The organism is Streptomyces geranii (assembly GCF_002954775.1).
GTDB lineage: Bacteria > Actinomycetota > Actinomycetes > Streptomycetales > Streptomycetaceae > Streptomyces > Streptomyces geranii.
Window position 1 is genome coordinate 1 of record NZ_PJME01000022.1, and the last position, 13,468, is coordinate 13,468.

Annotated in this window: 10 protein-coding genes; 7 read left to right on the forward strand and 3 right to left on the reverse strand. The window is 72.8% G+C overall.

Annotated elements, in window-relative coordinates; translation table 11 throughout:
* Positions 1-46: 46 nt before the first annotated feature.
* Both CW359_RS26365 and CW359_RS26370 read right to left on the reverse strand, forming a co-directional pair.
* Positions 47-784: an ankyrin repeat domain-containing protein gene (locus CW359_RS26365; protein ID WP_105972625.1), complete on the reverse strand. Its 738-nt coding sequence runs from the start codon at positions 782-784 to the stop codon at positions 47-49.
* A 75-nt stretch (positions 785-859) separates the two neighbouring features.
* A complete protein-coding gene (locus tag CW359_RS26370) occupies positions 860-1,792 on the reverse strand; it encodes a hypothetical protein (RefSeq protein ID WP_105972626.1) in 933 nt (310 codons plus the stop codon).
* 191 nt (positions 1,793-1,983) lie between these two features.
* Between CW359_RS26370 and CW359_RS26375 the strand changes: the two genes are divergently transcribed.
* Entirely contained in the window at positions 1,984-2,778 is a 795-nt protein-coding gene (locus tag CW359_RS26375; RefSeq protein WP_105972627.1) for a S1 family peptidase, read from the forward strand.
* A gap of 169 nt (positions 2,779-2,947) precedes the next feature.
* Here the strand turns inward: CW359_RS26375 and CW359_RS26380 are convergent, their stop codons facing one another.
* A complete protein-coding gene (locus tag CW359_RS26380; protein ID WP_105972628.1) occupies positions 2,948-4,753 on the reverse strand; it encodes a glycoside hydrolase family 35 protein in 1,806 nt (601 codons plus the stop codon).
* Between the two features lie 127 nt (positions 4,754-4,880).
* On the opposite strand from CW359_RS26380, the gene CW359_RS26385 reads away from it, so the two are divergent.
* From CW359_RS26385 to CW359_RS26410, 6 genes are all read left to right on the forward strand, one after another.
* Complete coding sequence (locus tag CW359_RS26385; RefSeq protein WP_105972629.1) at positions 4,881-5,771, forward strand: helix-turn-helix domain-containing protein; 891 nt, start codon at positions 4,881-4,883, stop codon at positions 5,769-5,771.
* A gap of 105 nt (positions 5,772-5,876) precedes the next feature.
* Positions 5,877-6,221, forward strand: a complete 345-nt coding sequence (locus tag CW359_RS26390; protein WP_105972630.1) for a chorismate mutase — start codon at positions 5,877-5,879, stop codon at positions 6,219-6,221.
* A gap of 139 nt (positions 6,222-6,360) precedes the next feature.
* The gene (locus CW359_RS26395) at positions 6,361-6,840 is read left to right on the forward strand and encodes a response regulator (protein ID WP_105972631.1); all 480 of its coding nucleotides are present in this window, start codon (positions 6,361-6,363) and stop codon (positions 6,838-6,840) included.
* Between the two features lie 116 nt (positions 6,841-6,956).
* Positions 6,957-9,485 carry an aminopeptidase N gene (pepN, locus tag CW359_RS26400; RefSeq protein WP_105972632.1) on the forward strand — a complete coding sequence of 843 codons (2,529 nt, stop codon included), beginning with the start codon at positions 6,957-6,959 and terminating at the stop codon, positions 9,483-9,485.
* 1,053 nt (positions 9,486-10,538) lie between these two features.
* On the forward strand, positions 10,539-11,930 hold the full coding sequence (locus CW359_RS26405) for a pyridoxal phosphate-dependent decarboxylase family protein (RefSeq protein ID WP_105972633.1): 1,392 nt from the start codon (positions 10,539-10,541) through the stop codon (positions 11,928-11,930).
* Positions 11,927-13,429, forward strand: a complete 1,503-nt coding sequence (locus CW359_RS26410) for a lysine N(6)-hydroxylase/L-ornithine N(5)-oxygenase family protein (RefSeq protein WP_105972634.1) — start codon at positions 11,927-11,929, stop codon at positions 13,427-13,429. The genes CW359_RS26405 and CW359_RS26410 overlap by 4 nt, the downstream gene beginning before the upstream one ends.
* Positions 13,430-13,468 lie beyond the last annotated feature (39 nt).

Sequence of the window (13,468 nt, forward strand, 5' to 3'; positions counted from 1 at the left end):
TTGAGGACGAGGCCGTTCAGGCCGACTGCGGGGGCGAGGAAAGAAATCAGGCGAGCCCCAGCGCCCCCTCCAGCACCCCCACGATCTCCGCATGCCCCGTCTCCTGATCAACCCCCGCCACCACCACCCCATCCCGCACCAACTCCACCGCAACCCCGTCGCCCCACCGCCGAGTGACGTACTCCCCACCGAACCCGTGCGCCCGCGCCAACCCCGCCCGAAGCTCCGTCGCCACATCCAGCCGGGTCCAGCGCCGAGCCTCCACCAACGCCTCCCCCCTTGCTCCAGCCCCCCGCGCCAACAGCGACCGCACGCACGCGGGAGCCCCCCGGCGGGCGGCCGTGACCAGTGGGGGCTCGCCGGTCGGGCCGGGGCGGTTCGGGTCGGCGCCCGCTGCCAGCAGGGCCTCCGCCACCGGCGCGTGGCCGCAGCGCAGGGCCCAGGCCAGGGCCGTGAAGCCGAACGCCTCCACGGCGTCGGGGCTGGCCCCGGAGGCCAACAGCGCGCGTACGACCTCCGTGTGGCCGCCGCAGGCCGCCCCGCACAGGGGGAGGTCGGAGCCCGCGCTCAGCCGGTCGGGCGCGGCGCCGGCGGACAGCAGCAGCCGTACGATGCCGGGCGCGTCGCTCACCGCCGCCACGTACAGCGCGGTCTGGCCGTCCTCGTCCTGTGCCTCCGGGCTCACCCCGAGCCGCAGCAGCCGTACGACCGCGTCCTCGGCACCCTCGTACAGCGCGGTGAAGAGGTCGTGCTCACTGCCTTGCGGCGGTTCTTGCCCGTTCATATCTTCCGACCATCGCTCCCCAAGGGGCGGTGAGGCAAAGGGTTTCCGGGTGAAATGCCCCACGCTTCCGTGATGTCACGTGTCGCACTCCAGCACCGTCCGGCACACCCCGCACCGCGCCCGCACCCGCCCCCGTACCGGCACCCTGATGCGCTGGTGGCAGGTCGGACAGGGGAACGAGACCCGCAGCGGACCGTGCTCCCCGTGGCTGTCGGGTGTGAAGCTGTAGGGGACGCCGGCTGATTGCGCCGACCGCGCCGGTGGTGACGCCGCACCCGGCGCATGCCGGTCCTGGGCGTGTCTGCGGTCGCGCGCGTACCTGCGGCGCCCCGCCCAGCCCGCCGCCGTCAGCGGGGGCTGACGGGTGTCGTGGCGGGCCAGCTCCATGCCCGCCGTGTACGCCGTGTACGCCTGCGGGCTGGTGAACCAGATCCCCGGGTCCTCGTCGAAGACCAGCGCCCGCTTGGCCAGGACGTACCCGAACTCCTCCGGTGTCAGATAGCCGAGCTTCTGCGAGGAGTCGGCGTCCTCGCGGTAGGCGTCGAGGAGCAGCCAGCCCGCGCCCAGGTAGGTCGCCGCCGTGTCCGTCAGGATCTCGTTGTCCCGGGTGCCGGGGAAGGTGAGGTCCAGGCGGTGCAGGTACACGTGCATCACCTCGTGCGCGAGGGCCGCGCCGATGTCTCTGCGGTGGGTGCGGAAACGGTCGTTCAGCTCGATGAAGTACTCGGGGCCCGCCGCCAGTTCGACATTCGCCGCGTGCGTCATCTCGCGGAAGCCGACGATCATGCGCGCGTCCGGCAGCCGGTAGTGCCTGACCATCTCGCGGGCCACGCGCTGCGCGCCGAGGTGGAGGTCGTCGGTGTCGCAGAAGGCGACGTCGGCCGGGGGCACGCTGGTCGCGAAGGTCTGGACGGTGTCGTACGAGAGCCTCTTGTAGAGCGCGTTGATCGCCGCCCGCACCGTGTCCAGATGTGGGTAGCCGTGCTCGACCGGTCCGTCGTTCGCCACGTCCTTACCCCCAAGACGCCCTGAACCCTTCTCCACCCTACGCGCGGGGGAGCTGTCGTTAAGAGCGGTTTTCCCACCGCCCGGTTCCGCCGCGGGCACGTGATATCCGCCCTTGTTCCGCACCCGCCTCGATCTTCATACTTGCGTTCTTTGTCACCACGTCACCACCACCCCCCACGAAAGGACGTACGTTGATCCACACCTCGTCGGTCGGAAGAGGTCTCTCCCTGTTCAGACGGGCCGCGACGGTCGGTGCCGCCGCCCTCGCCGTGGCCAGCCTCCAGCCGCTCGCCGCGCACGCCGCACCGGCGCCCGTCGTAGGAGGAACGCCCGCCGCGCAGAACGAGTTCCCGTGGCTGGTGCATCTCTCGATGGGCTGCGGCGGCGCGCTCTACAAGAAGGACGTCGTCCTCACCGCCGCCCACTGTGTGGACGGCTCCGGGCCCAACACCGGCATCACGGTCACCGCCGGGGTCGCCGACCTGAACGCCTCGGGGGCGATCAAGGTCAGGTCGACCAAGGTCCTCCAGGCCCCGGGCTACAACGGCACCGGCAAGGACTGGGCGCTCGTCAAGCTCGCCCGGCCGATCAACAAGCCCACGCTGAAGATCGCCACGACCACCCAGTACAACCGCGGCACGTTCACCATCGCGGGCTGGGGCGACACCCAGGAGAACGCCGGCACCGGCACGACCAAGCTCCTGAAGGCCACCGTCCCCTACGTCAGCGACGCGGGCTGCAAGCTGCACTACGGCAAGCGGCTCGTCCCCGGCGACGAGCTGTGCGCGGGTTACCTCGCAGGCGGCGTCGACACCTGCCAGGGCGACTCCGGCGGCCCCATGTTCCGCAAGGACGACACGGGCGCCTGGATCCAGGTGGGCATCGTCAGCTGGGGCGACGGCTGCGCCCGCCCGGGCGTACCCGGCGTGTACTCCCAGGTGTCCACGTTCGCGAAGGCGATAGCACGGGCGGCGTCCACGCTGTAGGGCGCGCCTTCCGGGTCAGGCGGGACCCCTGATCCCTGGCCGCTGACCCCGCAGGAGACGGGCACGCGCGCGCGTGCCCGTCTCCTGCGGGCGGCGGGGGATGGGGGATGAGCGGCGGGGAGTGGAGCGGGGCGGGGCGGGCGTGGACGCGTCGCGCGAACCCCGCCGGTCAGTCCCCGTCCCGGCCCACCGGAACCAGCACCACCCCCGCCGGTCCCACATCTGCCGGTCCCACCCCCGCGCTCTCCAGCTCCAGCACCCACACCTCGTTCACGCCCTCCCGCAGCACCGGTCCGGGGACGTACAGGGAGCGCTGCGGGCCCACGGACCAGTACCGGCCCAGGCCGAACCCGTTGACCCACACGAACCCCCGTGTCCACCCCGGCAGTTCCAGCAGCGCGTCCCCGGCCCCGTGCACCGTCACGGCGCCCCGGTACAGCCCCCGGGAGTCCTGGTCCGGCGACGGTGAGGGCGGCTCCCTGAACGGCACCCTCCGCACCGCCCCCTCCTCGAACGCGTCCAGCCGCAGCCCCCGCGCGCGTACGCCGTGCAGGAACTGCCGTTCGTGCAGTACGCCCCCGGTGACGCCCTTCGGCTCGCCGAGGCGCGGACCGTAGTTGACCCTCCCCAGGGACTCCACCCACAGCTCCACGCGCGCGTGCCCCGCCACCGGCTCCGCGAGCCGTACGTCCCCCTCGCCGAGCAGGCCGGCCCGTACCCCGTCGACGTGCACCACCGCCAGGTCCCGCAGCCCGCGCACGGACAGGGGGTACGGCCGCCGGGGCCCCGGAACGGTCACCGTGTAGTGCACGAGGCCGCGGTCCACGTCCAGTTCCTCGAAGGTGGGCGGCACGGCGTGCTCCCTCTCGGGGCCGGCCAGGGTGTCCAGTACGGCCGTCAGGGGCGCCCACTCCGTCAGGCGGGCGGCGGTCCGGGCCCCCAAGGAGGCGGGGGCCGGCGGCGGTTCGGGCGGCGGGGTGTCCGCGTACGCCGACAGGACCTCCCGGAAGCGCCAGAACTTCTCCGTGGGGCGCCCCTGTTCGTCGATCGGGGCGTCGTAGTCGTACGACGTCACGTCCGGCTCCAGGGCGCCCACGTGGGCCCCTCCGAGGGTGCCGTCGCCCACCGCGCGGTTCGCGCCCGACCAGCCCGCGAAGCTCGTACCGCCGTGCGCCACATAGATGTTGACCGACGCGCCGCACTCCAGGATCTCGCGGAGGGACTGTGCGGCGTCCTCCGCGTCCCGTACGACGTGTTCGGCGCCCCAGTGGTCGAACCAGCCGCACCAGAACTCCATGCACATCAGCGGGCCCGTCGGGCGGTGCCCGCGCAGCGTTTCGAAGGCCACGCGCGCGTGGGAGCCGAAATTCACCGTCGCCAGTACGCCCGGCACCGAGCCGCCCGTCAGCATGTGGTCCTCCGGGCCGTCCGAGGTGAACAGCGGGACGCGCACGCCCCCGGCGCGCAGCAGGCCCGTCAGCCGGTCCAGGTACGCGTGGTCGGAGCCGTAGCTGCCGTACTCGTTCTCCACCTGCACCATCAGCACCGGGCCGCCCCGGTCGATCTGCCGCGACACGATCTCCGGGAGGAGCCGCCCGAACCAGCGCTCCACGGGACCCAGGAAACGGGCGTCACGCGTGCGTGCGTGTCCCGTCAGCCAATGGGGGAGGCCGCCGTTCTCCCATTCCGCGCAGATGTACGGGCCCGGCCGCACGATCGCCCACAGCCCCGCCTCCCGGGCTGCGTCCAGGAAGCGGCCCAGCTGTCCGACGTCTCTGAAGTCACCGGGACGCGGCTCGTGCAGGTTCCACGGGACGTACGTCTCCACGCAGTTGAGGCCCATCGCCCGCAGCGTCGCCAGCCGGTGCGCCCACTGCTCCTCGTGCACCCGGAAGTAGTGCAGCGCCCCGGACAGCAGCCGTACCGGACGGCCGTCCAGCAGGAAGTCCGTGTCGCCCACCGTGAACTCGCTCATGCGCCCCACCCTCACCTCTGGCGGCCGACAGCGTCCATGGACAAAGATCGGCGCCAGTTGGACCGCGCTCCCCGGACCTCCGGTGGGCGCGCGGACGCACACGGACCCGGGCGGGAGGACACCGCGGATGTACCGCACCTGGATGCGCTTCTTCAGCCCCGCCCCCGCCCACCACCGCCTCGGCCTCGTCTGCCTCGGCGTCGGCCTCCAGCACGGCGCCCTGCCGACCGTCGGGCCGCGCGTCCTCGACCATCACGTGGCCGTCGTCGTCAGCGGCGGCCGGGGCTGGTTCCAGGGCGCCGACGGGCGCCGCAGGACCGTCACCGCGCCCACCCTGATCTGGCTCACCCCCGGGATCGCCCACCACTACGGGCCCGACCCCGACACCGGCTGGGACGAGGCGTTCGTCGACTTCACCGGGCCCGTCACCGCCACGTACGCCGAACTCGGCTACATCGAGCCCGAGCGGCCCCTCGTCCCCCTCACCGACGCGGGCCCCGCGCGGGCCGTCATCGGACGCATGGCCCGCGCCGCGCGCCGCGACAACCCCGTCCTGGAGGTCGAGACGGCCGCCGCCGTCCACGAACTCCTCGTCGCCCTGCGCCGCACCCGCGCCGACCTGGCCCCCGACGGCGACCAGGTCCTCGCCGCCCTCGCCCGGGACGCCTGCCGCCCCCTGACGGTCGCCGAACACGCCGCCCGGCACGGCATGACCCCCGCCGAACTGCGCACCGCGGTACGCCGAGGCGCCGGCTGCAGCCCCAAGGACTACCTCCTGGGCATCCGCCTGGGCCGGGCCAAGGAACTCCTGGCCGCCACCGACCTCCCCGTCGCCGCGGTCGCCCGCCGCGTCGGCTACGACGACCCCGCGTACTTCTCCCGCCTCTTCACCCGCCGCGTAGGCATGGCCCCCGTCCACTTCCGCGCACAACAGGGCCGCACGGTCCCGGGCGGCTGGAGCGACCGCGTCCCGGACCCCGCCGACCCACCGATGATCGCGCATGTGGACAGCCCGTAGACGGGTGTCCCCGCCTCGCCCCCCTTCACGGCACCCGCCCCACCGAGACCCGAGCCCCGAAGCCCCCCGAGCCCGTCCACCCCGCGCCACGTAATGTGGACGCCCATGACCACCAGCAACAACCGTGAGGTCGACCCCGAGATCCGTGCGGAGCTCGGTCGGCTGCGTGAGAGCATCGACAACATCGATGCCGCCGTCGTCCACATGCTCGCCGAGCGCTTCAAGTGCACCCAGCAGGTCGGCCATCTCAAGGCCGCGCACCAGTTGCCGCCCGCCGATCCCGGCCGTGAGGCGCAGCAGATCGCCCGGCTGCGGCGACTGGCCGAAAGTGCCAACCTCGACCCCGCGTTCGCCGAGAAACTCCTGAACTTCATCATCGCCGAGGTGATCAGACACCACGAGCGCATCGCCGACGACGCCGTCAACGGCGGGAAACCGCCGGTGAATTGACCCCCGGGGCGTGACAGCCGGGCACCCGTGGGGGCATGCTGCGCTGTGCACTCCATATGCACTCGTTGTCAGCTGCCGAGCACTGCGCGTCAGCACCGCGCGCGCAAGCTGGTTGTCCACGCGGGAGGGACGTCGGGCCATGCCGTCGGATGCCAAGATCCTCATCGTCGACGACCACGAGGACACCCTGTACGCGCTGGAGAGCGCCCTGGCCCCGCTCGGCTACCTGCTCGCCCGCGCCACCAGCGGCGACGAGGCACTCAAGCAGGTACTGCGCGGCCAGGTCGGCCTCCTCCTGCTCGACGTCCGCATGCCCGGCGTCAGCGGCCTCGACGTCGTGCGCTACATGCGCCGCCTCGAACAGACCCAGCACATCCCCGTCGTCCTGCTCACCGGCTTCGGCCCCGACGCCGAACTCACCTCCACCGCCTTCGGACTCGGCGTCGCCGACCTCGTCATGAAACCCATCGACCCCTGGACCCTGCGCACCAAGGTCCGCTACCTGTACGACGCCCACCGCCGCCACCTCGCCCTCGAACAGGAGGTGCGGGAACTGCGCGCCCTCGTCAAGGACCACGGCGTACTCGCAGGACGGGCCCTGGAGGACGACCGCACCTGAGACCCTAAGGGCGATTCCGGAGGCGCCCCGGAGCCCGCGTCGGGGGCGGGGGCGCGCGGCCGGACAAACGCCGTGTACCGATCCGCCCCTGTGCCCTGCCAGCGGCATCAGGCAGCATGTCCTCCATGTCCGTACTGACGCGCGACGAAGCGCAAGCCCGTGCCAGCCTGCTGGCCGTCCACCGGTACACGGTCGAACTCGACCTCACCACCGGGGACGACACCTTCGACTCCCGTACCGTGATCCGCTTCGCGGTGGCGGCGGGCCACACCGGCGCGGACACGTTCGTCGAGGTCAGGCCCGCCGAGCTGCGCTCCGCCACCCTCGACGGCACCCCCCTGGACACCGCCTCCCTCAGCGACGGCCGGCTGCCCCTGACGGGCCTCGCCGAGGGCGAGCACGAACTGCGCGTGGACGCCGCGATGCGCTACTCCCGCACCGGCGAGGGCATGCACCGCTTCACCGACCCCGTCGACGACGAGACCTACCTCTACACCCAGATGTCCCTGGAGGACGCGGCGGCCGTCTTCGCCAACTTCAACCAGCCCGACCTCAAGGCCGTCTTCGAGTTCACCGTGCGCGCCCCCGAGGGCTGGACCGTCCTCGCCAACGGCATCACCACCGAGACCTCCGACGGCCTCTGGCAGGCCGCCCCCACCCCGCGCATCTCCACCTACCTCGTCGCCGTCGCCGCGGGCCCCTGGCACTCCGTCCGCAGCGAACACCGCGGCCTCCCCTTCGGCCTCCACTGCCGCCGCTCCCTCGCGCCCCACCTCGACACCGACGCCGACGAACTCCTCGACATCACGCGCGCGTGCTACGACCGCTACCACGAGAAGTTCGAGGAGCCGTACCCCTTCGACTCCTACGACCAGGCGTTCGTCCCCGAGTTCAACTTCGGCGCCATGGAGAACCCCGGACTCGTCACCTTCCGCGACGAGTTCGTCTACCGCTCCGCCGTCACCGACACCGAGCGCCAGACCCGCGCCATGGTCATCGCCCACGAGATGGCCCACATGTGGTTCGGCGACCTCGTCACCCTCCAGTGGTGGGACGACATCTGGCTCAACGAGTCCTTCGCCGAGTACATGGGCTACCAGACCCTCACCGAGGCGACCCGCTTCACCGACACCTGGACCGACTTCGGGGTCTCCCGCAAGGCCTGGGGCTACGACGCCGACCAGCGCCCCTCCACCCACCCCGTCGCCCCCGAGGCCGTCGACGACACCGCCGCCGCCCTCGTCAACTTCGACGGCATCTCCTACGCCAAGGGTGCCTCCGCCCTGCGCCAACTCGTCGCCTGGCTCGGCGAGAAGGACTTCCTGGCCGGCATCAACACCCACTTCGCCCGGCACAAGTTCGGCAACGCCACCCTCGCCGACTTCATCGACTCCCTCTCCGCCGCCACCGAACGAGACGTCCACGCCTGGGCCGACACCTGGCTGCGCACCACCGGCGTCGACACCCTCACCCCGCGCGTCACCAACGGCGACAACGGCGCCTGTGCCCTGACCGTCCGCCACGACGGCACCCGCCCCCACCGCGTCGCCATAGGCCTGTACGACCACGACAGCACCGGCGACGGCACCCTCGCCCTCCGCGAGCGCGTCGACCTCGACATCCCCCAGGACGCCCCGCAGCCCATCGGCAAGCGCCCCGCCCTGCTCCTCGTCAACGACGGCGACCTCACCTACGCCAAGGTCCGCTTCGACCCCGAGTCCTTCAAGACCGTCCGCAGCGCCCTCTCCGGCCTCCCCGACCCGCTCACCCGCGCGGTCGTCTGGAACGCCCTCAGGGACGCCGTACGGGACGGCCAACTCCCGCCCGCCCACTACCTGGAGACCGTCCGCGCACACCTCCCGCGCGAGACGGACCTCGCCCTTGTCCAGGGCGTCCTCACCTTCACCGCCACCGTCGTCGCCGACCGCTACCTGCCCCCGCAGGAGCGCCCCGCGGCCCTCGCCACCCTCGCCTCCCTGTGCCGCGACCTCATCCGCCGCACCGAGGACGGCGACCACCCCGGCCTGCGCCTCATCGCCGTACGCCACTTCATCGACGTCGCCGCCCACCCCGACACCATCGCCGCCTGGCTCGCCGACGGCACCGTCCCCGGCGGCCCCGAACTCGACCCCGAACTGCGCTGGCGCGTCCTGGCCCGGCTCGCCGTCCTCGGCGCCACCGACGACACGCAGATCGACGCCGAACTCGCCCGCGACCCCAGCGCCTCCGGCCAGGAGGGCGCCGCCCGCTGCCGCGCCGCCCTGCCCGACCCCGAGTCCAAACTCCGCGCCTGGGAACAGATGTTCACCTCGGACGCCCTCTCCAACTACCTCTTCGTCGCCACCGCCCAGGGCTTCTGGCAGCCCGAACAGGCCGACCTCACCGAGGAGTACGTCAAGCGCTACTGGACCGACGCGGTAGCCGTAGCCGCCCGCCGGGGCTCGGCCATGGCAGACGCCGCCGGCCGCTGGGCCTTCCCGTCCCACAGCGTCACCCCGGAAACCCTCCGCCTGGGCGAGGAATGCCTCCAGGACGCCACCCCCATCCCGTCCCTCCGCCGCAAACTCGTAGACCAACTCGACGACTTGGCCCGCGCGCTGCGGGTACGGGAGGGATCCACGGAGGGAGCACACGAACAGGCGTAACGGCACCGCCACGGCTGGGATACGGGGGTTCACTGGACGCGCCCGGCCTTCCTGACACAGGGGAGGGCCGGCCACGCCTCGGTTGCGCCTCCGTGGCTCGGTCATGGCCCGGCGCGGGGGCGCAGGTGTAGGGCGGGTGTGCGGGGGAGTGCCGGGGTGGCGGTCGTCGTGACGCGGGGAAGGGCGGCCACCTCGGCTGCACCTCCGTAGCTCCGTCATGGCCCGGCGCGGGGGCGCAGGCGTAGGGCGGCTGTGCGGGGGAGCACCGGAGTTGGCGGTCGTCGCGACGCGGGGAGGGCCAGCCACGTCGGCTGGACGTCCGCAACCCCGCCATGTCCCGGCACAGGGCCGCAGCCGTCGGGCCGGGGACGAGGGACCCGCCGATGCCTCGGCCTCCCCCACGCCAGGAGGACCGGCCGCCCTGGCCGAACGTCCGTACCGCCGCCTCGGCCCGAGGCCCGTGCGCAGCGACAGGACGCAGAAGCACAGCCCCACCGGTCACCCCGGCGAAACACCCGTGCGCGTCGGCCGAGTGCAGAAGCACAGCCCCACCCGTCACCCCGGCCGAACGCCCGTGCGCAGCGGCAGGGCGCAGAGGCACAGCCCCACCGGTCACCCCGGCGAAACACCCGTGCGCGGCGGCAGGGCGCAGAAGCACAGCCCCACCCGTCGCCCCGACCGAACGCCCTTGCACAGAAGGGGACTTCGCGAGCGACACCGTCGGTCGCGGGACTCGATCGCGAGCGCCTCTACGTGAGACGGGTCGCCTGCTCGCCCCGCACCTCCTGCCCCGCCCTTCCCGCGTACCTCCCGTCTCCCCTAGGCGACACGGACCGCCCCGCTCGCCGCCCCCCCCAACCCCGCACCCCCCCAACCCCGCACCCCCCAAGGCGATACGAACCGCCCCCTCAACACACACCCCCTGCCCCACACCCCCTCCCCCGCACAACCCCCGTACCCCCTTTCGGGTTCCGATCGTTGGTCTTCCCGGGCGCGTCGTCCCCGCTCCGTCCAAGCTGGAACTCCCCAGCCACGCGCCCCGGGAGGACCGTCATGAGCACACCGCCCCTCGCTTCAGGTGCCGAAGGACCCGGTGCCCTGCGGCCGTTGCTCGACACGGTTCTCGGTGCTCTCGCGGACGGCACGCGCGCGCGTGGTGGGCCGCTCCCCGTCGGTGGGCCCGGAGCCGTCGCCCGGCAGGTCCGCGACGCCGTCGGGGACGTACTGCCCGACAAGGGCGACCCCGACGCCCTCCACGACCTCGTACGCGTCCTCGCCGAAGGCGCCGCCGACCCCGCCCACCCCCACTGCGCCGCTCACCTGCACTGCCCGCCCCTCGCCGTCGCCACCGCCGCCGATCTCGCCGTCAGTGTCCTCAACCCGTCCCTCGACTCCTGGGACCAGGCCCCGGCCGCCTCCGCACTCGAAGCGCTGGTCACGCGGACCCTCGCCGCCGAGGTCTACGGGGGCGCAGGAGGGAACGAGCCGAGGGCGGGCGACGCCCTCGTCACCACCGGCGGTACCGAGGCCAACCAGCTCGCCCTGCTCCTCGCCCGCGAGGCCCACCCGGGTGTCCGTCTCGTGCACGGCGCCAACGCCCACCACTCCCTGCCCCGCGCCGCCTGGCTCCTCGGTCTCCCGGAGCCGGTCGTGGTCCCCGCCCCCGCAGGCACCCTCGACCCCGCCGCCCTCGACGAAGCCCTCACCGAGCTGTCCGGACCGCCCGGCTCACTGCTCGTCGCCGCCACCGCGGGCACCACCGACGCCGGGCTCATCGACCCGCTGCCCCAGATCGCCGCCCTCTGCGCGGCCCACGGCGCCCGGCTGCACATAGACGCGGCGTACGGCGGCGGGCTTCTCTTCAGCGAGCGTCACCGGGCCAAGCTCGCCGGACTCGAACTCGCCGACACCGTCACCCTCGACCTGCACAAACTCGGCTGGCAGCCGGTCGCCGCAGGCCTCCTCACCGTCAAGAACCCGGGCGACCTCACCGCCCTCGCCCACCAGGCCGACTACCTCAACGCCGACGACGACACCGAAGCGGGCCTGCCCGACCTCCTCGGCCGCTCCCTGCGCACCACCCGCCGCCCCGACGTCCTCAAGATCGCCGTCACCCTCAAGACCCTCGGCCGCGAAGGACTCGGCGCCCTCGTCGACCAGGTCTGCGCACACGCCCACGAGTTCGCCCGCCAGATCCAGGCCCACCCCGGGTTCGAGCTGTACGACCCGCCCACCATCAGCACCGTCCTCTTCCGGCCCGCCGAGGCGACCGACGACGCCGTCGCCGCCGTACGCCGAAAGCTCCTCCACGACGGCCGCGCCGTCCTCGGCCGCGCCCTGCTCGACGGCCGCCTCTGGCTCAAGGCCACCCTCCTCAACCCCCACACCCGGCCGGACGACCTGGCCGCCCTCCTGAAGCTGGTGGAAGGAAACACCCCCCGATGACCCCCCTGACGCCCCCCACGCCCCCTGTCGACCCGACCTCCGGGCCCGCGCCCACTCCCGCACCCGCACCCGCTGACCCCGACACCCCCCACGACCTCGTCGGCATCGGCATCGGCCCCTGCAACCTCTCCCTCGCCGCCCTCGCCCACCCCCTCCCCGAACTCGACGCCGTCTTCTACGAACAGCACCCCCGATTCGACTGGCACCCGGGCCTCCTCATCGAGGGCTCCACCGTCCAGGTCCCCTTCCTCGCCGACCTGGTGACCCTCGCCGACCCCGCGAGCCCCTGGTCCTTCCTCAGCTATCTCAGGACCCGCGACCGCCTCTTCCCCTTCTACTTCGCCGAGCGCTTCCACATCCAGCGCGCCGAGTACGACGCCTACTGCCGCTGGGTCAGCGAGAACCTCCCCCGCCTCCGCTTCGGCCACCAGGTCGACGCCGTCCGCTGGAACCCCGAACGGGACGTCTTCGAGGTCGACTTCACCCAGCTCGACGCCGACGGCGAAGCCGAAGCCCTCGGCCGGACCTACACGAAGAACGTCGTCCTCGGCATCGGCAGCGAGCCCTACATCCCCGAACCCCTCAAACCCCTGGTCGAAGCCCCGACCGTGCCCGTCCTGCACGCCGCCGACTACCTCGCCCACCGCGAGCGGCTCCTCACCGCCGAACACGTCACCGTCATCGGCTCCGGACAGAGCGGCGCCGAGATCTTCCTCGACCTGCTGCGCCACCGCCCCCCGGGCCGCGAGAAGATCCACTGGCTCGGCCGCACCGAGGCCTTCGCCCCCATGGAGTACTCCAAGCTCGGCCTCGAACACTTCACCCCCGACCACACCCGCTACTTCCACGACCTCCCCGAACCCGTGCGCGACCGCCTCGCCGCCGCCCAGTGGCAGCTCCACAAGGGCATCGGCGCCGACACCATCGCCGCCATCCACGACGAGCTGTACCACCGCACCCTCCACGGCGGCTGGCCCGAAGCCGTCCTCACCCCCGGCGTCCACGTCCGCACCGCCGGCCGCGTCGCCACCACCAAGGTCGAACTCCACCTCGAACACACCCAGCAGGGCACCCGCTCCCGCCTCACCACCGACGCCGTCGTCCTCGCCACCGGCTACCGCGACCGCCCCCTCGACCGCATCCTCGCCGGCCTCGACCCCTACCTCCGCCGCGACAGCTCCGACCGCCCCCGCGTCGACGACCAGTACCGGCTCGTCCTCGACCCCGCCATCACCGCCGCGGGCAGCCACGTCTACATCCAGAACGCCGAACTCCACACCCACGGCGTCGGCACCCCCGACCTCGGCCTCCTCGCCTGGCGAAGCGCCACCATCCTCAACTCCCTGACCGGCAAGACCCCTTACCCCCTCCCGACCAGGACCGCCTTCACCACCTTCGGCCTCGCCCAGCCCCTGGCCCAGGTCCCCACCCCCAGACAGAGCCAGGAACGCGGAAGGGGCCAGCACCAGGTGCTGACCCCCCTCGTGGACGGAATCTGAGGCCGCCCGGCCCCAGAAACCAGCCACAGAAACCGACGG

What these genes read in the sequence shown, in the direction of transcription:
- CW359_RS26390 (WP_105972630.1), top strand. Translation starts at nt 5,877, where the DNA reads ATGACCACCAGCAACAACCGTGAGGTCGACCCCGAGATCCGTGCGGAG.
- CW359_RS26395 (WP_105972631.1), top strand. Translation starts at nt 6,361, where the DNA reads ATGCCGTCGGATGCCAAGATCCTCATCGTCGACGACCACGAGGACACC.
- CW359_RS26385 (WP_105972629.1), top strand. Translation starts at nt 4,881, where the DNA reads ATGTACCGCACCTGGATGCGCTTCTTCAGCCCCGCCCCCGCCCACCAC.
- CW359_RS26410 (WP_105972634.1), top strand. Translation starts at nt 11,927, where the DNA reads ATGACCCCCCTGACGCCCCCCACGCCCCCTGTCGACCCGACCTCCGGG.
- pepN (WP_105972632.1), top strand. Translation starts at nt 6,957, where the DNA reads ATGTCCTCCATGTCCGTACTGACGCGCGACGAAGCGCAAGCCCGTGCC.
- CW359_RS26380 (WP_105972628.1), bottom strand. Translation starts at nt 4,753, where the DNA reads ATGAGCGAGTTCACGGTGGGCGACACGGACTTCCTGCTGGACGGCCGT.
- CW359_RS26365 (WP_105972625.1), bottom strand. Translation starts at nt 784, where the DNA reads ATGAACGGGCAAGAACCGCCGCAAGGCAGTGAGCACGACCTCTTCACC.
- CW359_RS26405 (WP_105972633.1), top strand. Translation starts at nt 10,539, where the DNA reads ATGAGCACACCGCCCCTCGCTTCAGGTGCCGAAGGACCCGGTGCCCTG.